The sequence below is a fragment of the Nonomuraea longicatena genome (assembly GCF_039525605.1).
In the GTDB taxonomy this organism is placed as follows: domain Bacteria; phylum Actinomycetota; class Actinomycetes; order Streptosporangiales; family Streptosporangiaceae; genus Nonomuraea; species Nonomuraea longicatena.
The window spans coordinates 155778-175606 of sequence record NZ_BAAAHQ010000023.1 but is presented as its reverse complement, the minus strand read 5'-3'; the positions used below and the strand labels follow the sequence as shown (position 1 = coordinate 175606).

Below are 19829 nucleotides of genomic sequence, written 5' to 3'. Positions count from 1 at the left end.
CAGAAGGGGATCATGTGAGCCCGTTCTCGATGGCCGCCGGCGTCGGCCGAGCCGCCGGAAGCTAGGACAGCAGGGTGTCGTAGGCGACCGAGTGCTGCTGCCCGGACATGAAGGACAGGAACTGCCTGACGAAGGCACCGCGTGAGTACCGGTCGGCGTCGCCGGTCAGGTCGCGGTGGAAGGCCGCGCGGAACAGCTTCTGGTACTCCTGCGCGTCGATGAGCTGGTCGTCGTCGCTGTCGGTGACGTCGAACAGCACGTCGGCGACCCTGATGAGTCCGGAGCTCGGCAGCGCGACCGCGGAGGCCGCGTACTCCTGCCTGGTGACGCGCCCGTCGCCGTCGGTGTCGAGGTTGCTCTGCAGTTCGCGCCACCAGGCGGCGTAGGCGCTGTAGAGCCGTTCCTCGTCCGGCGCGTCCAGGTCGAGCCGCGTGGCGATCTCTCTGGCCATGGCCGCCAGGTCGGGCCAGGCGAGGTGGCCGTCGCCGGTCTGGTCCAGGACCTCGGCGAAGAACTGGTCGGCGGCGTAGGCCGCCTGGTGGACGTCGTCGCGGGCCGGAGTGATCAGCCTGACCATGGCCGCGGCCTGGCTCGCCTTACGCCGTACGGTCTCCCAGGGCCCGGCGCCCCCGGTGTGGCCCGGGTCCAGCAGGCTCATGAGCGCGTTGACGTCCGCCCAGCCGGTGGGCAGCAGATGGGCGGCGAGTCCGGCGGCCAGGTAGGTCCCTCGGGTGAGCGTCCGCACAGCCGGGAGGTCGGGCAGCGCGATACGCCTGCAGAAGGACTCGGGCAGGGCGGCGATGGTGATCGCGGCCGCCGCCGGGCCCGCCACGGCCCGGCCCGTCGCCCACACGGCGGGGTGGTCGCGCAGCAGGGGCGGCGCGGGCACGTTGGCGAACAGCCGGTAGAGGATGACGCGTACCGCCTCGGTGCTCTGCAGACGGTGGTCGATCATGTGATCGTAGTAGGGCCAGAACTCCTGCACCGTCGCGGGCAGCCGGTGGTCCTCGCCCTCCAGCAGTCTCAGGAAGGCGCCGAACTCGCCGTAGAGCTGCTCCAGCGCGGGCCCGTCGAGCGACTCGCCGCTCAGCCGGTACATCGTCACCGTCGACTCGAACAGGGTCGCCACCACCCAGGCGCGGGCCTCGACGTCCATCCCGTCGTACGGACGGCCCTGCGGGTCGGTGCCCGAGATGCGGGCGTGCATGCGGTTGATCCGGGCCACCTCCCGATCGCGGACGCGCGGATCCAGGTCGAGCACCCGATTCATGCTCACCAGCGTGTTGCGCAACCGGCGCCACGGGTGCGTCACGAACGTCGAGTTCTCCAGCAGCGCCGCGCCGATCTGCGGGTGCGCGGCTTCGAGGACGGTGGCGCGGGTCACCGCGAGGCCCCACCGTACGTCGTTGACGAGGTGGCGCAGCATCGAGTCCGGCCCGAAGACGTCCTCATCGGTGTGGGTCATCGAGGTTCCTCTCCCGTGATGGCGGTCGACTCGCGGACATCGCCGAACCGGCGCTGGCGCGATCGGTAGGTGTCGAGGCATTCCCAGAGGTGGCTCGCCCGGAAGTCCGGCCAGAGCACCTGCGGGAAGACCCATTCGGCGTAGGCCACCTGCCAGAGCATGAAGTTGGAGATGCGCTGCTCTCCCGAGGTGCGGATGACCAGGTCGACGTCAGGGGTGTCGGCGTGGGGCAGGTGGCGGGCGAAGGTGGCCTCGGTGACCTGGTCGGCGGGTATGCCGGCGCGGATGAGCGAGCGGGCGGCCTGCACGATGTCGCGGCGTCCGCCGTGGTCGAAGGCGACCGTCAGCGTCATCCGCCGGTTGTCGCCCGTGAGGACCGTCAGGTCGGTGATGTCCTGCACCAAAGGCGGCGGGATCCGGGTGTCCGACATGCCGAGGAACCTGCACCGGATGCCTCGCGCGTGCAGTGCGGGCGCGTGTTTGCGGATGGCCCCGCGCACGAGCCGCATCAGGATCTCGACCTCGCTCGACGGCCTGCGCCAGTTCTCGGTGGAGAAGGCGTAGAGACTCAGCCACCCGATGCCCGCCGACCGGGCCGCCTCGATGACGTCCATCACGGCGGCCTCGGCCGCCTCGTGACCTGCGGTGCGCGGCAGCGACCGCTGCGCGGCCCACCGCCCGTTCCCGTCCATCACACAAGCCACATGACGCGGCAGTCCGCTGGTGATTTCCATAGCTACGTGTGACTATATCATTACCATTAGTGATGTCGAGCATCACGGGCCTTGCGGGGCCCGGTCGCCAGAACGGCCTCGCGGACGTCGCCGGACCGTCCCTCGTACTGCGCGAGTCGGCCGTCGGCCTGGGCGTCGATGTATCAAGATTGTCAGCGATGACGCATGCCATGTCGAGGCCGCCGCGTACCTCGCCGAAGGACGGATCACCATGACGGACACCACCGCCCGCGTCGCCCTGGTCACCGGCGGTTCCGGCGGCATCGGCCGCGCGGTCGTCGAGCGCCTCGCCAGGGACGGCATCGCCGTCGGCGTGCACTACGCCGGCAACAGGGCCCGCGCCGACGAGGCGGTCGCCGCGATCATCGAGGCCGGCGGCAGGGCGACGGCGATCGGCGGCGACGTCGCCGACGAACACGCCATGGCGGACGCGTTCGACACCGTGGAGCGGGAGTTCGGCGGCATCGACGTCGTCGTCAACACGGCGGGCATCATGGTGCTGTCACCGATCGCCACGCTGGACCTGGACGACCTCGACCGGATCCACCGCACCAACGTCCGCGGCACCTTCGTCGTCTCCCAGCAGGCGGCCCGGCGGGTGCGCCGAGGCGGCGCCGTCGTCAACTTCTCCACGTCGATCACCCGCCTGCGGCCCCCGGCCTACGGCGCCTACGCGGCCAGCAAGGCCGCGGTCGAGAGCATGACCCTGGTCCTGGCCCGCGAACTGCGCGGCAAGGACATCACGGTCAACGCCGTCGCTCCCGGTCCCACCGCCACCCCGCTGTTCTTCCAGGGCAAGGACCAGGCCGCGATCGACGACCTCGCCGAGGCCACCCCGCTCGAACGGCTGGGCACGCCGGAGGACATCGCGGAGGCGGTCGCGTTCCTCGCCGGCCCGGCCCGCTGGATCAACGGTCAGGTCCTGTACGCCAACGGCGGCCTGGCCTGATCGCCCCGGGGCGGCGATCCTCGGCTCCTGTCAGACGGGGGTGTAAGCCGGGCGGACATGTCCGTCGAACAGGCTGACAACACGAACCTTCTTGCGGACACCCGGGCACTCCCGAGACCTTGAAGGCGCCACCGGGCATTCGCCCACACCCCGCCTCCGGGAGCCCTTCATGAAACTGTCCGTACCCGCCGCCGCCCTCATGACGGCGACCATGTTCGCGTCGCCGGCCGAGGCGGACACGACGGCAGGGACAGGGACGGCGAATGCCGGGCCGTCCGTGAGCATGGAGCTCACGGTGAAGGCGGCGCAGATAGACCCGAGACGTCCGGACGACACCCCTACGCCGGGTGCCAAGGGCGGCGTTCTGCTCGTGGAGCGGGCATTGCGCGACAAGGGCCTGCTCGACGCGAGGTGGGTGGACGGTCACTTCGGCACCACGACCGTGGCGGCCTACGCGAAGTTCCAGCGGTCGCTGGGCTTCACGGGGGCGGACGCCAACGGCCTGCCGGGCAAGGCGTCGCTGAGGCGGCTGGGCGCGGGCCGGTTCGCGGTCACGGACCTCATCGAGGTGGGGGCCAGGACGACCCACGGGGGTGTGGTGGTCAACGGGCGTACCCGGGACATGTTGGCCCAGGCTCGACGGGCGCTGGGGCGTGACCTCGTACTTGATCAGGGGTCGTACAACCCGGGTGGCGATCCGACGTCGGCGGGGACGCACGACGGCGGTGGCGTGGTCGACATCTCGGTGAAGGGGATGGATACCGCCACCCGTACCAAGGTCGTCCGGGCGTTGCGCCGCGTGGGGTTCGCCGCGTGGCTGCGTAATCCCCGGCAGGGTGACTGGCCGTGGCACGTCCACGCCGTCGCCATCAGTGACACGGACCTGTCCGTCCAGGCTCAGCACCAGGTCGGCGACTACTACCTGGGCCGGGACGGGCTCTCGGGCCGGGGTCCGGACGACGGTCCGAAGGTGGTCGTCCGGACCTGGGAGGAGTACCGGCGTCACTGACGCATCGTTTCCACGACAGTCCGTATCCACGACAGTCCGTATCCACAGCAGTCGTATCCACAGCAGGAGGAGACGAACATGAGCACGTCCATCAAGGTTCTGGTCGCGGCGAGCGCAGCCATGATGCTCGGCGGCATGGTGGTGACGGCCACGCCCGCAGCGGCGGCGGCCGGCCGCGACGGCGTCTGCGACAACGGCGAGTTCTGCTACTACTTCAACAGCGGCAACCAGGGATCGGTCTCGGACTTCACCGGATCGGTCGCCAACTACGCCACCACACAACCGTCCTGCTACGACTTCAAGGGACCGGGCACGGGCAAGGGCGAGTGCATCAAGAACTCGGCCGCCTCGGTGTGGAACCGGAGCAACCAGACCGTCCGCGTGTTCTACAACAGCGGTCACGCCGGCAGACACCAGGACTTCGCCCCCGGAGCCAAGGCCAACCTGGAGCCGGGGCTGAAGAACCAGAACGCCTCACACCAGTTCAACCCGTCGGCGTCGCCGTCGCCTTCGCGCGCTGAGATGTCGTTCTCGTTGTACGCCGCCAGGGGCAAGATCACCTGCGGGTTCGACCGCTACACCACCACGCCCGGCAGGCACGAGGGCATCGACCTGGCCCGCAGCGTGGGCGCGAACGTCCGCTCGCTGGTGGACGGGCAGATCATCAACGTCCAGCATGGACGTACCGGGTCGGGGGGACTGTCCACCATCGCCATCTACGTCGCCTCGGCGAACAAGACGGTGATCTACCTGCACTCCAAGCCGGCATCCTCCCTGCGGGTGGGTCAGCAGGTAAGGCGCGGGCAGGTCATCGCCACCGAGTCCTGGCACGGAGTGGGATCGTCCTCGTCGGCGCACACCCACGTCGAGATGCGTCCCGGACGGCACCTGCGCGCGGCCAAGAGCGTCGGAGACCCGCACCTGGAGAACCCGAACCCGACCCCGTTCTGGAACTCCCAGGGCTACCAGGTCCGCTGAGGCCGGAAGGACCAGGAGGAGACGAACATGAGCACGTCCATCAAGGTTCTGGTCGCGGCGAGCGCAGCCATGATGCTCGGCGGCATGGTGGTGACGGCCACGCCCGCAGCGGCGGCGGCCGGCCGCGACGGCGTCTGCGACAACGGCGAGTTCTGCTACTACTTCAACAGCGGCAACCAGGGATCGGTCTCGGACTTCACCGGATCGGTCGCCAACTACGCCACCACACAACCGTCCTGCTACGACTTCAAGGGACCGGGCACGGGCAAGGGCGAGTGCATCAAGAACTCGGCCGCCTCGGTGTGGAACCGGAGCAACCAGACCGTCCGCGTGTTCTACAACAGCGGTCACGCCGGCAGACACCAGGACTTCGCCCCCGGAGCCAAGGCCAACCTGGAGCCGGGGCTGAAGAACCAGAACGCCTCACACCGGTTCCAGGGCTCCGGAACGCCGACAGGGTGCAAGACCGACGGTACGGACACCAGGATGCCCACGACGATCCTCGTGTACATGCGCGCCCAGAACCGTGTGGTGCGAGTGGGTTTCAAGGACTACGTCAAGAACGTCCTGCCCAACGAGTGGCTGTCGAACTGGCGCCCGGAGTCGCTCAAGGCCGGGGCGGTGGCAGTGAAGAACTTCGGCTGGTACTGGGCGCTGCGTTCCAACAGCAAGACGCCGGGCGGCCAGTGCTACGACGTCCAGGACAGCACGATGAGCCAGGTGTACCGGCCCGGCTCGGCCAAGGCGAGTACGAGCGCCGCGGTCGACGCGACCTGGGGCACCCGGCTGACGCGGGCCGGGAAGATCTTCAAGGCGCAGTATTGCCGGACGCACACCGAGTGCGGCCACTGGTCCGACGGCGACTGGATGTCGCAGATCGGCTCCCGCGACCTGGCCAATGCGGGCTGGGACCACCGGAGAATCCTCCAGCGCTACTACCGGGGCGTCGTCCTCCACTGAGCCGCTTCCCCGCCATGCCACGCATGGCGGGGAACTACCACGCGTTGACGATGATCTGGAAGTTGATGGGACGGCTTCCGGGAAACAGGACCGCCCCCGAAGCGTCGACCATCTTGAACCGCACGTAGCACAGACCCGGCTTCCTGGGCGTGATGACGTCGGTGCGGATGTCGACCAGGTCGCCGGGCTTGGTGTCCGCGATGGGCACGTCAACAGCGGTCCGGCAGTGGTCAGGGTGTTGCGGGAGGTCGAGGCGTCGCAGCTGGTAGCCCTCCCAGGGCACCGTCCCGGCGTTCTTGATCCGCCATACCTTGGTCATGGTCTGGCCGGAGCCGACGTGGGTGCAGTCGGTGAGGGTGACGTCCTCGACGAACTCGGTGGCGTCACCCTTGCGTAAGGGCGGTGCCGAAGGCGGGCTGGTCGGGCGTACCGGACAGACGACCGGAGTCGGCGCGGCGATCGCAGCCCCGCCGGACGGGTTCTGATCGGGACTGGAGCCGCGGTTGGCGAGGACCACGACGACGACCGCCGCCCCGGCCAGGACGGTCAGTGCCGTGATGACGACCAGGCGGGTCAGCGCCCTGGGGCGCGCGAGCGGAGGGGCGTCGCCGGGCAGGCGGTCCACCGACCTGACCGCCTGGTTCGCGTTCTCCCAGCGTTCGCGGTAGGCGGCCGGGTCAGCCCCGCACGCCTTGAGGAACTCGACGGTGGTCTCCCAACTCGGCAGCCGGTTGCCTTTGGCCGCCTCGTGCAGCGTCGTGTGGGAGATCGCCTTCGACCGGCCGGACATCTCCCGGAAGGACGGATTGCCGGCCTCATCGCGTAGTTTCCGCAGGGTGGCGGCGAAGTCCTCGATCGCCGCGACACGCGCACGGTTGTCGTCCACCGTGCGAAGCTAACAGCACCCCGGTCCGCACTCAACCGAAACCCGTGCACGCCTGCCTCGACAGGGCCATTCACCGGGCAACCGGCTTCCGCGAAGGCCGGAACAAGCCCGGAATGACCACGCAATGGGCACAGAGTGGACTGCCGGATGGCCAGGGAATTGCCCGAGACTCCTCTCGACCACTTCCTCGACAAGGAGTAAACAGGCATGAAACTCGCGCTCCCCAAGATTCTCACCGCCTCCGCCGTCGCCCTCGCGGCCCTGGTCACCTTCGCGGCCACCCCCGCACACGCCATCAACAAGGTGCATTGCAGGTCCGACGGCGGGTTCCTCTGGATCAACAACGGCTCCGCCGAGCAGGACAACCACTGCTTCGCGAACCGGGGCACCGTGAACGTGGCCATCTACGGGACCTACGTCATCTGGGCGGGCAACAACGACGTCGCCGTCTCCTACATCGACGACCTGGGCGGCCCGGAGGTCTTCATGCTGCTCGGCAGAGGCGACTCGTGGCACTACGACAGCCCGGGACAGGACCGGATTCACAAGATCACCAGACTTCAGATCCTCTGAACGGCCGTCACCGCACCCCGCCGTACAACTCCCGGTGCCACAGGGCGGCGCAGACGCGTTCGACGCCCGCGGTCAGGTGACGGCGGTAGGTGGTGAAGGGCAGCCCGAGCTTCTCGGCGGCCAGTTGCTGAGTGGGTGTGCCGCTCAGGAACGTGGCGGCCAGGGTCCGGTGGAACTTGACCGAGCGCGGGTCGTCGCGCAGTTCCTCGATCGCCTCGCGCAGCACGTCGTGCAGTTCCGTGGCCGGGTCCTGGCCGTCCCGCTCGGTGACCAGCCTGGTGCGGGTCAGCGGGGAGGCCGCCAGCGCGTCGGGCCGCGAGAGCTGGCGTAACGCCTTCCTGACCTCCTCGGCGAACTCGGCGCGCGACAGCACCGCCAGCTTCGCCGGGGCGGCCAGGTCGCCGTCGGGCGCCCGGTTCAGGTAGTCCAGCCACACCGACGCGGGCGCCGCCCGCCAGTCGTGGGCGAACAGGTTGCCGGCCGCCTGCTCGTCCGCGACGTCGGGCATCCCCAGGTGCCGGAACTGCTCCACCAGCGCGGGGCACGGGTCCGCGTTCGCGATGTACGACCACGCGAGCCGTTCCGTGCGCAGGCAGTTGCCGATCAACCGCCGTTTGACCAGCTCAAGTACCTGCGCGGCGTACGCGGAGGCAGGCAGCCACACCCGGCCGACGGCAAGTTGCTCGCCGGGGCGCAGCGGCGCGGTGGCCCGCGCGTGCGCCCACGCCGCGCCCACGACCGGATCGGCCGCCAGTTCCTCCTCGTCGAGGTGGGGCAGGCGCAGCCAGGCGCAGCCGCCCACCGGCTCGCCTGTGGCGGCCAGCCGGTAGATCCGGAACGACTCCGGACGGCGTCGCGCCCAGAACGCGGCGAGGGCGGCCGACTCCGTACCCTCGGCCATACGCGGTAGCAGGCCCGTGTCCCCGGCCCGCAGCACGTCCTCCCGGATCTCGGCTTCCTCCTGAGCCTCGTGGACCGCGGTCGTCACCGCGTCGAGGCGGTGCAGGTGGAACAAGGCCCCCACCGCGCCCAGCACCTCGGGTTCGGCCGAGGTCCGCACCTTGTCGGCCAGGTAGGCGTGGAGCCGGTCGTGCATGTCCGCGTGCCCCTGCGGGTCCCGCCAGCGGAAGTCGCCGTCCAGCACCTCGCGCACCAGGTCGTGAAGGAACAGGCCGGGGCCGCCCGACTCCACGAACGGCAACCGGCGCAGCCATCGAAACAGCGCACCCGCGTCGTCGGGCAGCACCGCACGCAGCAGATCCTCGGTCGTCGCGTACGCGTGCGCGCAGACCTGCAGCGCACGCAGGTGCGCCTCGGACGGGACCGGCCCCACCACCCGCTCCAGCAACGCGGCCACCACGTCCTGGCGCGACGTCCCGTTCCTGACCGCCGCCGCCTCCAGTCGCAGGGCCAGCGGATGCCCGGCGGCGAAGGCGAGCACCGGCGCACGCAGTTCGTCCGGCACCCCGCTGAAATCCAGCAGCGCGTCGGCGTCCCGAGGCGCCAGCCCGCGCAGCGTCAGCACCTCGAGTGCGCCCTCCCATCCGGGGTCGGCCTGCCAGAGCAGGTCCGGCGGGAACCGTCCGGCGATCACCGTCAGCGTCCCCGTCGGCACCCTCGGCAGGAACCGCTCCCACAGCCACCCTTCGAGCCCTTGAATCCGGTCGAAGGCGTCCACCAGCAACACCGCGCGGGCGTCGTGCAGCACCGGCTCCGCCTTCTCCTCGAACGCCTCGGGGGACGGAGGCGTGAGCCGTCCGTCGACACTCGTCACCGCGCGCCCCGCCGTCGTCGCCGCACGCTCGAACATCCGCAACAGCGCCGACTTCCCGACGCCGCCGGGACCGTGGACGAACAGGACAGTGCGCTCCCCGCCGCGCAACGCGGCGCCGAAGACCTCCAGTTCCTCCTGCCGTCCTGTGAACGCCAGTTCGCGCCCGGCCCGCACCCTCCACCCCAGGAGGTCGGAGAAGCAGGCCATCTCTGTCGACATACGCACGACTCCCGGTTCTGACTCGGCTCGCCGACGGGCTCGGGCGAGCGACGGTGTACACGCGACCGCCCGGCGGTCCGATCAGGCTGCGCGTTCCTTACCCGGCCACGGCCGCCGTGCTCGCGGGTGCGGCCTGCCCGCGCTGCCGGGCCCTCGGCGCCAGCGTGCGCTGGATGATGAAGTACTCGGCCACGACCACGTTGACCAGGACGGACGCCCACACGCTGGCGTTGTAGAGCTCGTCGAACGGCAGCGAGGTGAACGACTGCTTCAGCATCAGGCCGGTGACCAGGTAGAGGCGCAGGGTGACGGCGGCGAACGTCAGGGCGTAGTTACGGATCATCCAGATCCGGTGCAGCCGCGCATCGCCACGGCGGATGCTCTGATACGCCCTGACCAGCGTGTACAGCCAGGCCGCGACGAGCAGGTAGAACGCGACCTGGACGGAGAGGCCGCCGAGCGAGAACGTCGCGGCGAACAGCGCCGCGCCGGAGGCGAGCAGGACGGAGATCATGTAGATCCGGCCCGCCACCCGGTGCAGCCTGGGCCTGCGGGCGCGCAGCCGGGCCATGAACTGGAACGGCCCGATGATCAGGGCGAGGCCCCCGGGGAGGGCGTGCACGGCGAGCGACAGGTAGTGCAGCGCCACGTCCGGATCGATCGGCACGTTGCTGTCGGCCGGGTTCCCCGTCAGGTAGGGGGGCACCGCATAGGCGGCGATGCCGATCGCGGACACGGCCATCAGCGCCGGCCACCAAAGGCGGCGGCTGGTCTTGGGGACGGTCATCAGAATGCTCCGGTGGTGGGCGGCGGCGGGATGCGGCCTGAGTGGATGGGTCGGTGCGTGACCACGGAGTCGGTTCCGCCTACCGCGTGGTGAAGGCGGCCGCGTGGTCGCGGGCGAAGTCGGTCAGGTCCCGGGCCGTGCCGCCGGTGAGATCGGCGACGTCGGGGTGGACCTCGGCGGCCTCTCCCCTCGCGTAGTGCGCGTAGTCCTCGACCACGCCGTCGGCCTGCCAGGGCGGCAGCACCCGGTGCAGCGACGCGGCGAAGTCGGCGGGAGACACGTCGGCGAAGGTGATCCGGCTGCCCGTCGCCTGTGACAGGGCGCGGGCGATCTCGGCGTGGGTCACCGCGCGGGGGCCGGTCAGCGTGTAGGTGCGGGCGTGGTGTCCCGGCCGGGTGAGGACGACCGCCGCCGCGTCGGCGATGTCGCGGGTGTCCACGGCGCTCACGGCGGCCTCGCCGATCGCGGCGCCGAAGCGGCCGTGCGCCCTGATCGGGCCGGCGAAGTTCAGCAGCCCTTGCAGGAACAGGTTCGGGCGCAGCACCGTCCACTCGGCGAGACCGAGGCCGCGCACGGCGGACTCCACCGCCGCGTGCCAGCGCAGGAACCGCACGGGTGAGTCCGCGCGGGCCGCGTACTGCGACAGCAGCACCAGCCGGGGCACTGCGGCCTGCCGTACCCGCTCGGCGAAGCGGATCTGGACGTCGGCGGCGTCCGGGGCGGACGGGCTGTTCAGGAAGACCGCGTCCACCCCCCGCAGGGCGGTGTCGTGGGTGCGGGGCTCGCCCAGGTCCGCCAGGACGGGCTCGACGCCGACGGGAAGGGACGCGGCGCGTTCGGGCGTCCTGGTCACCGCGCGCACCCGTACGCCGCGCGCCAGCAGCGCGGGCAGCAGGTGCGAGCCGATTCCTCCGGTCGCGCCGACCACCAGTACCGTCCTCATGCGTTCTCCTTGGAACAGGGTCATCGGACGTCCACGGCCGCACGGGTCGCCGGACCGCCGCCGTACGTCGGCGAGCGGTGGGCGGCCGGGAGGAGGGACAGGGCGGCGGCCGCCAGGGCGAGCACCGCCGTCCCGAGGAACGCGTCGGTGTGGGCGACGCCGTCGCCGGATGCGGCAACGGCGATCAGGGCGGCCAGCCCGAGCGCGCCGCCGAGTTGGCGGGTGGCGTTGACCAGGCCGCTGAACAGGCCGGTCTCCCCCACGGCGGCGCCGGAGACCGCGATGGTCGTCGCGTGGACGAAGCCGAGGCCGAGACCGGCGCCGATCAGCAGGAACGGCCCCAGCAGCGCGGTGGTGTACTCACTGGTGGCGTCGCTTCCGGCGAGCCAGAACAACCCTGCGGTCAGCGCGGTCAGCGCGCCCGCCATCGCCGGCCGCAGGCCCACCAGCCGGGCCGTCCACGGCGCGGCGAACCCGCCCAGCGTGATCAGGATCGCGATCGGCAACTGGGTCAGCCCGGCCGTGACCGGCGACATGCCGAGCACGTTCTGCTGGTACTGGGGCAGGAAGTAGAACAGACCCACCGACACCGCCCCCAGCAGGAGCATCACGGTGTTGGCGAGGACCACCGGCGGCCGGCGGAAGACGCCCAGAGGGACGAGCGGCCGAGCGGCCCGGCGTTCGGCGACGACGAACACCGCGAGCGCGGCGACGCCGATCGCGAGGCTCACCAGGGTGCGCGCGGCGCCCCACCCTGCCTCGGGGGCGGAGATCAGCCCGAAGGCCAGCGCGGAGACACCGAGGGTGATGGTGGCGGCTCCGGGCAGGTCGAAGCCTCCCGACCGGGCCGGGGACGGCGGCACCGCGTACGCCACCAGGGCGGCGGCGACGATCCCGACCGGCACCGGGATCCAGAAGATCGCCGTCCAGCCCAGGGACTGGGTCACCACTCCGCCGAGCGCGACACCGAGCAGGCTGCCCGCGCCGGCGACGCCACCCCAGACGCCGAGCGCCCGGCGGCGTTCTCCGTCCCCTTGGTAGAGGCCGAGCACGAGGGAGAGCGCGGCGGGGGCCACGACCGCCGCCCCCGCTCCTTGCAGGATCCGCGCGACGCTCAGCGTGGTCGCGTCGAAGGACAGGGCGCAGGCCATGGACGCGGCCGTGTAGAGCGCGAGGCCCCACAGGAACATCCGCCGACCGCCGAGTACGTCGGCGAGCCGGCCGCCGAGCAGCAGCAGCCCCGCGAAGGAGATCAGATAGCTGTCCACGATCCACGACAGTTCGGTCGCCGACAGGTGCAACGCGGTCCGTATGGCGGGCGTGGCCAGGTTCACCATCGCGGCGTCGAGGATCACCACCCCGGTGGCCGTGGCCAGACCGGCCATGGCGAGACCGACGCGTTGGGACCTGATGCTCACAGCTCTCCTCCAGTACGCACTATATTCTCTGAATCGCTATAACTTCTCGCGATTGAGAGTATGCATCACTCATGGAGTTAGCTCAAGGCAAAGCCAGTTATTCTCGGCATGATCACGGGTCGGCCCGATGCCGGCGTTACGCACTGACTCTCGTCGGCGCGGCGGTGGCCCTCACCCTGCGCAGGCCCCAAGCCTCAGGGCCGACGCGACAGGTCGCGTCGGCCTCACCCGGTGACATACGGGGTCCCAGCAGCAATGAAGAAATTTTCCCACGAAGTTTCCTCTGACCTGCGGTGACTCCGACCCCTGCGGCTAAGGTCTCGATTCGCTCACGGATGTGGATCCCGATCAGCAGTGAACAAGGCCGTACGCCTGCTTGGCCGACACCTTGGATGGCGGTGACTTCGAGGTGGCGCAGGCTGATTCCACGACCGGGTGGCCGTAGGCGTTCTCACCTCCACCGTTGACGGGGTCGACTTGAAGGAAGCGCGTCCGGTGGCCGGGTTGTGGAGGCGGGCGCCACGAGCATGACACCGCCGATGGCGTCGGCGGTGTCATGCCGGCCGTACCTGAGCGGATCGACGGTGTTCTCAGCGCGAGGAATGCCGTCCTCGGTCGGCCTGAAGCAGGCGCTCAGGCCGACAGCGGCGGGGTGTCGTCGATGCCGCCGACCTGTCGGACACGAGCCTCAAGGTCACACGAGCAGCGCTTCCAGCTCCGGGAGCCGGCCGAACAGGTCGGGGAGTCCGCGCACGCCGTCGCGCACGGACTCGTGCGACAGCGCGAGGCCGGGGCCGGTACTCGCCTCGACATCGGCGAGGCACCGGAGGATGTTCCATCTCGTGTGCCCCAGCCAGCCGCCGATCATGAACGCGAACCAGCTCGGACCGGACGGCGGCAGCGCTCCGCCCCCCGCGACATAGCCGTCGAGGACCGAGCGGAAGACGGCGGGCTCGATGTCGTCGAAGCCAGGTCCCTTCGCGAGGCTCAGCGCGGTCGAGCCGAGCTCACCGGACAGGTCGAGCATCCCCGAGAGCTCCCAGTCGAGCACCACCGGCCTGCCTTCTCGGGCGAGCAGGTTCCACGGCTGGATGTCCTTGTGGGTCAGCACGACGGGGCCCGGGCGTTCGCAGGTGTCGACGAAGTGGGCGATCGCGAGGAACGTCTCGACGTGAGAGGCGAGTTCACCGGCCCACGGCTGCCCGGTCGCCGCCGCCCGCGCGGCGAGTTCGGGCCAGTCCCGCGACGTCGGTTCCTCGATGGACACATGGGTCCATGCGACGTCGAGCACGTGGATGCGCGCGAGGATCTCACCGATCTCGAACGCGTACGCCGCCGACACCGGTGCTTCGGGCACCGTTTCTCCCTCGACCCACCGGTGAACGAGCGTGTCGTGGCCGGCCGAGATCGGCTCCGGCATCGGGATCCCGGCCGCGAAGGCCGCCCGCTCGAACCTGAACACGTCCTCGACGCGATAGGCCCAGCGGCGGTCGGCGAGGTTCAGTTCTTTCACCGCGAACGACCCTTGGTCGGTGTCGAGCCGGTACATCCGGTTGGCGAACCCGCCGTGGACGCGGATCATCGGCCCGATCGGCGCGCCGAGCTGCGAAAGGTTCACCCACGCATGCTAATGACCTGCGGTGCGGTTGGCGTCACCGACAGGAGCGTCGGCCTGTTCGCGGGTAAGCCGGATCTGCTTTGCCGCGCTCTCTCGGGCGGCGCTCGCCCGCTCGTCGGCGCAGTGCCGCCCGATCGCGGCACCCCGGATGTCGGTGCCAGGTGCTTGGGTCGGGGGTATGCGTTTCGGCATCGACGTCGCGATCCTCGGTGACCTCGCGGAGCCGGCACACCTGGTCACGCTCGCCCGGGAGGCCGAGACCGCCGGGTGGGACGCCGTGCTGGTGTGGGACCACCTGGCCTTCACGTGGGGCATGCCGTCGGCCGACCCGTGGGTGATGCTGGCCGCCGCAGCGCAGGCGACCTCGCGTATCAGGCTGGGTACTGCGGTGACGGCCGTGGCCCGGCACCGCCCGGAAAGGCTCGCCCAGACGGTGGCGACGCTCGACCGGCTGAGCGGCGGCCGCGCGATCCTGGGCGCCGGACTGGGCGGCGTGAGGCAGGAGTTCACCGCCTTCGGCTCGACGCGGCCCGGCGGGGTCGTGCTCGACGAGGCACTCGATGTGATGGTCTCGCTCTGGTCCGGCGAGCAGGTGCACCACCGAGGCGCTCATTACACCGTTGACGGGGTGCGGCTCGCGCCGCTGCCCCTCCAGCGGCCCCGGGTGCCGGTGTGGGTCGGCGGCACGGCTCCGAGCGCCCTTCGGCGTGCCGCCCGCTGGGACGGCTGGATCGTCGTCGGCGACGATCGGGAGGGCCGCATGACGCTTTCACCCGGCTCCCTGGCCGCCCAGGTCGGCGAGTTGCGCCGGTACCGGGCTGACGCGGGCGACCTCGACGTGGCGATCATCGGGGTGAGCGCGCCAGGCTCGTCGGTCCGGGCCTACGCCGACGCGGGCGCCACCTGGTGGCTGGAGCACCTCCACAGCTACCGGGGGTCGATGGAACGACTGGTGCGACGCGTCAAGGCGGGCCCGCCTGTGTGAACACGTGGCTCGGGACAGCTCCGTGCATGGGCTCGCGGCCCCGGAGTGCCAGGGCGGCCTGCGAAATCGCCTCGACCTGACGCGCCTCCCGACGGCCGGACCGACTGTTCTCGGGGCGAACGCGCTCAGCGCGATGAGACGCCGTGGTAGTGCGGCAGATCGAGCGGCGGTACCGGGAATCCGCCGGCCTCCGGCTCGCGGGCCAGTTCCTCGAACTCGGCCTCCACCTGTGCCCTCTCCGCTTCCCTGCGCCGCTGGCTCACGGTGTCGAAGCGCATCCAGACACCCGCCGCGACGACCACGACGGCCACGCCGAGCGCGATGCCGAGCGTCCTGTCGCCCTCGTTCACCACCAGGTTGCGCACCGAGGCCACCAGCATGATCCACGCCAGGCTGACCGGGATCAGCACCTTCCAGCCCAGCGACATCAACTGGTCGTAGCGCACGCGCGGCAGCGAGGCCCGCACCCACACGACGAAGGCGAAGGTCAGCACGAACTTCACGAGGAACCACAGCACCGGCCACCAGCCCTGGTGGGCACCGTCCCACAGCGAGATCGGGAACGGCGCCCGCCACCCGCCCAGGAACAGCGTGACCGCGATGCCGGAGGCGGTGAAGGTGTGCAGGTACTCCCCCATCATGATCAGGGCGAACTTCAGCGAGGAGGAGTACTCGGTCTGGAAGCCGCCGACCAGTTCGCCCTCACCTTCGGGCAGGTCGAACGGGATGCGCGCGGACTCGCCGAACATGCAGACCACGTACACCAGGAACGACGGGATCAGCAGCACCGCGAACCAGGTCTGCTCCTGCGCCTTGACGATCTCGGACGTCGACAGCGTCCCGGCGAACAGGAAGACGGCCACGAACGACAGCCCCATCGCGATCTCGTAGGAGACCACCTGCGCCGCCGAGCGCAGCCCGCCCAGCAGCGCGTACGGCGAGCGCGAGGCCCACCCGGCCAGCACCACCCCGTAGACCGACACCGCGCCCATGGCCAGCGTGAACAGCACCGCCACCGGCAGGTCCACCAGTTGCAGCGGGGTCCGCACGCCGAACAGGTTCACGATCGGCCCGAACGGCACGACCGAGAACGCCAGAAACGCGGGCACCACCATGATGACCGGCGCCAGCAGGTAGAGCACCCGGTCCACCTGGCGCGGGAAGAGATCCTCTTTCAGGCCCATCTTGATCGCGTCGGCGACCGACTGCAGGACGCCGAACGGCCCGGCCCGGTCGGGCCCCCGCCGGTGCTGCATCCGCGCGATCAGCTTGCGCTCGAACCAGACCCCGAAGACGACTCCCAGTCCCAGGAAGAGGAAGACCGTCACCGCCTTCACGATGGTGATCCACAACGGGTCCCCGCCGAAGTCGGCGAGAGTGGGATCGGCCGCGAGAACGCCTGCCATGACGTGTTGCCCCTTCCTGTCCCCGGCACCCGTGCGGTCCGGAGCGGAAGGTCACGCTAATCGGTGAGCCGATCGGTGTATTGAACGAATGCGAACAGCTGTTTCGGGGTCATCCGCGTCATCGCCCGGACCTCGCGGGCGAGGTGCGACTGGTCGGCGAACCCGCAGGCGACGGCCGCGTCCAGCGTCGCGGCGGGCCGCCGCCACGTGTCCAGGGTGCGCTGGAAGCGGGCGATCCTGGCGACCGTCTTGGGCGACAGGCCCACCACGCGGCGGAATCCGAGTTCGAGGTAGCGACGGCTGACGCCCAGTTCGCCGGCGAGGGCGGCGATGGTGGCCGGGCCGGACGGCTCCTGCAGCCGCCGCCAGGCGTACATGATCAGGTCGTCGGGGCCGGCGCCTGGGCGCAGCCATGTGGTCAGCCGCTCCTCCAGCAGGCCGAAGCGCGCTCCCCAGTCCGCCGACGCGGCCAGCCGTCCGGTGAGCTCGGCCGCGCGGGCGCCGAGAAGATCCGCCAGCGGGACGGTCGCGCCGGTCACCTCACGCATGGGGATCCCCGTCAGCGCCGACATCCCGGCGGGGGTGAGCCCGGCCGCCACGCCGTGGCGCCACGGCGTGTGGACGGAGAACGTCGTGGCGGCGCGAGGCCCGGTGACGATCGGGCCGAGGCCGGTGAAGTCGACGATCAGGGTGGCCGCGTTGAGCGGCAGCATCCGGCTGGGCTCGGCGGGCTCACCCGGCCGGGTGCGAAAGCCCGCCCAGCCCAGCACGTACGGGCGCAGCCTCGGCGGCGCCAGCCGGGCGGTCATCTCGTACGGCTCCGCCTGCCGCCGCGTGGGCAGCGAATGAATCGCCATCACCCCGCCAAGCCTGCCCTACGCCCGGGCCTGCGAGCCCGGCGGGTTAGTCTCCTGCGATGGACGGGAACCTCGTCGCGGCCGCGCGGTCCGGTGACGGCGACGCCTTCGCACGACTGGTCGGACCCCTGCGCGAGGAGCTCCGCGCCCACTGCTACCGGCTGCTCGGATCCGTGCACGACGCCGAGGACGCCGTTCAGGAGACCCTCGACCGCGCCTGGCGCGACCTCGGCCGTTTCGAGGACCGAGGTTCCCTCCGCCCGTGGCTGTACAAGATCGCGACCAACCGGGCGCTGACCCTCATCGAGCGGCGCGGGCGGCGGGCGCTGCCCACCGACCCGCTCGGGGAGACCGCGTGGCTGGAGCCGTACCCCGACAGGTGGATGAGCTGGAGCGAAGACCTCGGCCCGGAGGCGAGCGCGCTCGCGCGGGAGAGCGTGGAGCTGGCGTTCGTGGCCGCGCTGCAGCATCTGTCGGCGCTGCAGCGGGCCGTCCTGCTCATGCGCGAGGTGTACGGTTTCTCCGCCCGTGAGACGGCCGGACTGCTGGAGACCACGGTGCCCTCGGTCAACAGCGCGCTGCAGAGGGCCCGGAAGTCCATGGCCGGGCTGCTGCCCGGGACCAGCCGGCGTGCCGAGCCCGGCGAGCACGCGGAACTGGCCCGGCGTTACCTGGCCGCATGGGAGGCGGGCGACGTCGAGGCCGTCGTGGCGTTGCTGGCGGAGGACGCGAAGTACTCGATGCCGCCGCTCACCGCCTGGTTCGAGGGGCACGAGGCCATCCGCGCCTTCCTCGCCGGCGGGCCGCTCACGCGACGGTGGCGGTTCCTGCCCGCCGCCGCCAACGGCCGGGTCGCGTTCGGCACCTACCGGTGGGACGGCGGCCGCTTCGTCTTCGGCGGGCTGGACCTGCTGGCCGTACGCGGTGGCCGGATCGCCGAGGTGGTCTCCTTCCTTAATGCGGATCCGGCGGTTTTCGGGTTGCCCGATGAGTTCGGGGCCGCGCCGGGGTTGTAGCCGTGTGAACACCGACGAGAAGCAGATCCGTAAGCTCATCGAGCGCTGGGCCGAGGCGGTCCGCGCGGGAGACCTCAAGGGTGTGCTGGCGGCGCACTCCTCGGGCATCGTGATGTTCGACGTCCCGCCGCCGTACGACGGCGTGCGCGGCCTCGACGCCTACCGGGCGATCTGGCCCGGGTTCTTCGCATGGCAGGCCGGCGGCGCCACCTTCGACATCGAGTCGCTGGAGGTCACAGCCGGACCGGACGTCGCCTTCGCCTTCGCCCTGCTGCGGTGCGGCACCGACGCGGCCTCCGCCGAGCGCCTGCGGCTGACCGTCGGCCTGCGCAAGCGGGACGCCCGGTGGGTCGTCACGCACGAGCACCACTCCTTCCCTCACCCGGTCCCCGCCGAGGGGTAGTTCGGTTTAGTCATCCTCATGTCAGTGCCGTATTTTCCGGTTGAGTGGTGCACGCGCCCGCCCGCACAATCGAACGAAGCCGAGCGACATCGATCCGGGGAGAACCTCATGTCGGGCAAGGCCGCGTTCGAGATCGTCAAGGGCACTCGGTCGATCCTCACCCTCACCGAGGCCGAGGTCGAGGCGAACCTCGATCCGCAGGAATTGCTCGACGGCCTCGAAGACGGCTTTCGCGGGCTCGAACGGGGCGAGGTGCAGTCGCCGGGCCGGTCGGAGGTGACCGTCCCCGGCAAGGGCTGCTCCCTGGCGATGCCGGCCTGGCGGCCCGCTCCGGCCTCGCCCGCGCCGACCTGGAGGCCGCGGTGGCCGAGTCCGACGTCGTCTGCCTGGCGACCTACGCGGCCACCCCGGTGATCGAGGCCGGATGGGTGCGGCCCGGCACGCACGTGTCGTCGGTCGGGTACTTCCCGCCGGGCGGCGAGCTGCCTCGCGAGCTGGCCGAGACCCAGCCAGCCGGCCGACTTCCTGACCGACGACCTCGACGCGGGGATCGACTGGTGTCCGGGCGACTGGCCCAACGCCGAGAACACGCTGGTGCTGCACGGCAGGTTCACGATCGTGTGCAGCCCCTCGTTCCTGGAGCGGCTGCCGCCCGACCCCGTGCCGCACGACCTGCTGGAGCACCGGCTGATGTACGAGTTCAGCCTCGGACATCTGATCCGCTGGTTCGAGGCCGCCGGCGTCCATCGGCCCGATCCGCCGCGAGCCGAGCAGGTGGACGACTCGCACACGCTGGTGTTCATGACGTGGCTGATGAGCGAGGTCGCGGCCGACCCTTACGTGTGACCG

General features: G+C 70.7%; 20 protein-coding genes. 10 read left to right on the top strand and 10 right to left on the bottom strand.

Features of this window, described 5'->3' with window-relative positions; genetic code table 11:
* Window positions 1-61: 61 nt before the first annotated feature.
* The gene (locus ABD120_RS21985) at window positions 62-1465 is read right to left on the bottom strand and encodes an oxygenase MpaB family protein (protein WP_343951846.1); all 1404 of its coding nucleotides are present in this window, start codon (window positions 1463-1465) and stop codon (window positions 62-64) included.
* A complete protein-coding gene (uppS, locus tag ABD120_RS21980; protein ID WP_343951845.1) occupies window positions 1462-2199 on the bottom strand; it encodes a polyprenyl diphosphate synthase in 738 nt (245 codons plus the stop codon). The genes ABD120_RS21985 and uppS overlap by 4 nt, the downstream gene beginning before the upstream one ends.
* A 211-nt stretch (window positions 2200-2410) precedes the next feature.
* Here uppS and ABD120_RS21975 point away from each other — a divergent pair, with 211 nt between their 5' ends.
* The 4 genes from ABD120_RS21975 (at window position 2411) to ABD120_RS21960 (ending at window position 6095) form a co-directional block, all read left to right on the top strand.
* Window positions 2411-3148, top strand: coding sequence for an SDR family oxidoreductase (locus ABD120_RS21975; protein WP_343951844.1), 738 nt, complete (start codon window positions 2411-2413; stop codon window positions 3146-3148).
* 169 nt (window positions 3149-3317) lie between these two features.
* On the top strand, window positions 3318-4157 hold the full coding sequence (locus ABD120_RS21970) for a peptidoglycan-binding protein (RefSeq protein WP_343951843.1): 840 nt from the start codon (window positions 3318-3320) through the stop codon (window positions 4155-4157).
* 78 nt (window positions 4158-4235) lie between these two features.
* Window positions 4236-5135, top strand: a complete 900-nt coding sequence (locus ABD120_RS21965) for a peptidase inhibitor family I36 protein (RefSeq protein ID WP_343951842.1) — start codon at window positions 4236-4238, stop codon at window positions 5133-5135.
* 27 nt (window positions 5136-5162) lie between these two features.
* Window positions 5163-6095 (top strand): SpoIID/LytB domain-containing protein, encoded by a 933-nt coding sequence (locus ABD120_RS21960; RefSeq protein ID WP_343951841.1) that lies wholly within the window; start codon window positions 5163-5165, stop codon window positions 6093-6095.
* A 34-nt stretch (window positions 6096-6129) separates the two neighbouring features.
* Here the strand turns inward: ABD120_RS21960 and ABD120_RS21955 are convergent, their stop codons facing one another.
* A complete protein-coding gene (locus ABD120_RS21955) occupies window positions 6130-6981 on the bottom strand; it encodes an NBR1-Ig-like domain-containing protein (protein WP_343951840.1) in 852 nt (283 codons plus the stop codon).
* Between the two features lie 207 nt (window positions 6982-7188).
* On the opposite strand from ABD120_RS21955, the gene ABD120_RS21950 reads away from it, so the two are divergent.
* Complete coding sequence (locus tag ABD120_RS21950) at window positions 7189-7554, top strand: beta/gamma crystallin domain-containing protein (RefSeq protein WP_343951839.1); 366 nt, start codon at window positions 7189-7191, stop codon at window positions 7552-7554.
* A 7-nt stretch (window positions 7555-7561) separates the two neighbouring features.
* Here the strand turns inward: ABD120_RS21950 and ABD120_RS21945 are convergent, their stop codons facing one another.
* The 5 genes from ABD120_RS21945 to ABD120_RS21925 all read right to left on the bottom strand — a co-directional run bounded on the left by ABD120_RS21945 (window position 7562) and on the right by ABD120_RS21925 (window position 14313).
* Window positions 7562-9547, bottom strand: coding sequence for an ATP-binding protein (locus tag ABD120_RS21945; RefSeq protein WP_343951838.1), 1986 nt, complete (start codon window positions 9545-9547; stop codon window positions 7562-7564).
* Window positions 9548-9644: 97 nt separating this feature from the next.
* Complete coding sequence (locus ABD120_RS21940) at window positions 9645-10334, bottom strand: DUF2306 domain-containing protein (protein WP_343951837.1); 690 nt, start codon at window positions 10332-10334, stop codon at window positions 9645-9647.
* A 79-nt stretch (window positions 10335-10413) separates the two neighbouring features.
* The gene (locus tag ABD120_RS21935; RefSeq protein ID WP_343951836.1) at window positions 10414-11277 is read right to left on the bottom strand and encodes an SDR family oxidoreductase; all 864 of its coding nucleotides are present in this window, start codon (window positions 11275-11277) and stop codon (window positions 10414-10416) included.
* A gap of 20 nt (window positions 11278-11297) precedes the next feature.
* Complete coding sequence (locus ABD120_RS21930) at window positions 11298-12695, bottom strand: MFS transporter (RefSeq protein WP_343951835.1); 1398 nt, start codon at window positions 12693-12695, stop codon at window positions 11298-11300.
* Between the two features lie 694 nt (window positions 12696-13389).
* Complete coding sequence (locus tag ABD120_RS21925) at window positions 13390-14313, bottom strand: phosphotransferase family protein (RefSeq protein ID WP_343951834.1); 924 nt, start codon at window positions 14311-14313, stop codon at window positions 13390-13392.
* A gap of 178 nt (window positions 14314-14491) precedes the next feature.
* Here ABD120_RS21925 and ABD120_RS21920 point away from each other — a divergent pair, with 178 nt between their 5' ends.
* A complete protein-coding gene (locus ABD120_RS21920; protein ID WP_343951833.1) occupies window positions 14492-15298 on the top strand; it encodes an LLM class flavin-dependent oxidoreductase in 807 nt (268 codons plus the stop codon).
* Window positions 15299-15423: 125 nt separating this feature from the next.
* On the opposite strand, the gene nuoH is transcribed toward ABD120_RS21920, so the two are convergent.
* Window positions 15424-16704 carry an NADH-quinone oxidoreductase subunit NuoH gene (gene nuoH / locus ABD120_RS21915; protein WP_343951832.1) on the bottom strand — a complete coding sequence of 427 codons (1281 nt, stop codon included), beginning with the start codon at window positions 16702-16704 and terminating at the stop codon, window positions 15424-15426.
* Window positions 16705-16760: 56 nt separating this feature from the next.
* A complete protein-coding gene (locus ABD120_RS21910) occupies window positions 16761-17561 on the bottom strand; it encodes a helix-turn-helix transcriptional regulator (protein WP_343952187.1) in 801 nt (266 codons plus the stop codon).
* A 59-nt stretch (window positions 17562-17620) separates the two neighbouring features.
* Here ABD120_RS21910 and ABD120_RS21905 point away from each other — a divergent pair, with 59 nt between their 5' ends.
* From ABD120_RS21905 to ABD120_RS21890, 4 genes are all read left to right on the top strand, one after another.
* A complete protein-coding gene (locus ABD120_RS21905) occupies window positions 17621-18577 on the top strand; it encodes an RNA polymerase subunit sigma-70 (protein WP_343951831.1) in 957 nt (318 codons plus the stop codon).
* A 4-nt stretch (window positions 18578-18581) separates the two neighbouring features.
* On the top strand, window positions 18582-18980 hold the full coding sequence (locus tag ABD120_RS21900; RefSeq protein WP_343951830.1) for a YybH family protein: 399 nt from the start codon (window positions 18582-18584) through the stop codon (window positions 18978-18980).
* An 18-nt stretch (window positions 18981-18998) separates the two neighbouring features.
* The gene (locus tag ABD120_RS21895) at window positions 18999-19394 is read left to right on the top strand and encodes a hypothetical protein (RefSeq protein WP_343951829.1); all 396 of its coding nucleotides are present in this window, start codon (window positions 18999-19001) and stop codon (window positions 19392-19394) included.
* A 180-nt stretch (window positions 19395-19574) separates the two neighbouring features.
* Window positions 19575-19826 (top strand): hypothetical protein, encoded by a 252-nt coding sequence (locus tag ABD120_RS21890; protein ID WP_343951828.1) that lies wholly within the window; start codon window positions 19575-19577, stop codon window positions 19824-19826.
* Window positions 19827-19829: the final 3 nt, after the last annotated feature.

Excerpts from the sequence above, each read along its gene's own strand:
- ABD120_RS21940 (WP_343951837.1), bottom strand. The coding sequence starts at position 10,334 with ATGACCGTCCCCAAGACCAGCCGCCGCCTTTGGTGGCCGGCGCTGATG.
- ABD120_RS21910 (WP_343952187.1), bottom strand. The coding sequence starts at position 17,561 with ATGGCGATTCATTCGCTGCCCACGCGGCGGCAGGCGGAGCCGTACGAG.
- ABD120_RS21945 (WP_343951838.1), bottom strand. The coding sequence starts at position 9,547 with ATGTCGACAGAGATGGCCTGCTTCTCCGACCTCCTGGGGTGGAGGGTG.
- ABD120_RS21920 (WP_343951833.1), top strand. The coding sequence starts at position 14,492 with ATGCGTTTCGGCATCGACGTCGCGATCCTCGGTGACCTCGCGGAGCCG.
- ABD120_RS21950 (WP_343951839.1), top strand. The coding sequence starts at position 7,189 with ATGAAACTCGCGCTCCCCAAGATTCTCACCGCCTCCGCCGTCGCCCTC.
- ABD120_RS21895 (WP_343951829.1), top strand. The coding sequence starts at position 18,999 with ATGTCAGTGCCGTATTTTCCGGTTGAGTGGTGCACGCGCCCGCCCGCA.
- ABD120_RS21970 (WP_343951843.1), top strand. The coding sequence starts at position 3,318 with ATGAAACTGTCCGTACCCGCCGCCGCCCTCATGACGGCGACCATGTTC.
- ABD120_RS21905 (WP_343951831.1), top strand. The coding sequence starts at position 17,621 with ATGGACGGGAACCTCGTCGCGGCCGCGCGGTCCGGTGACGGCGACGCC.
- ABD120_RS21935 (WP_343951836.1), bottom strand. The coding sequence starts at position 11,277 with ATGAGGACGGTACTGGTGGTCGGCGCGACCGGAGGAATCGGCTCGCAC.
- ABD120_RS21985 (WP_343951846.1), bottom strand. The coding sequence starts at position 1,465 with ATGACCCACACCGATGAGGACGTCTTCGGGCCGGACTCGATGCTGCGC.
- uppS (WP_343951845.1), bottom strand. The coding sequence starts at position 2,199 with ATGGAAATCACCAGCGGACTGCCGCGTCATGTGGCTTGTGTGATGGAC.
- ABD120_RS21960 (WP_343951841.1), top strand. The coding sequence starts at position 5,163 with ATGAGCACGTCCATCAAGGTTCTGGTCGCGGCGAGCGCAGCCATGATG.
- nuoH (WP_343951832.1), bottom strand. The coding sequence starts at position 16,704 with ATGGCAGGCGTTCTCGCGGCCGATCCCACTCTCGCCGACTTCGGCGGG.
- ABD120_RS21965 (WP_343951842.1), top strand. The coding sequence starts at position 4,236 with ATGAGCACGTCCATCAAGGTTCTGGTCGCGGCGAGCGCAGCCATGATG.
- ABD120_RS21975 (WP_343951844.1), top strand. The coding sequence starts at position 2,411 with ATGACGGACACCACCGCCCGCGTCGCCCTGGTCACCGGCGGTTCCGGC.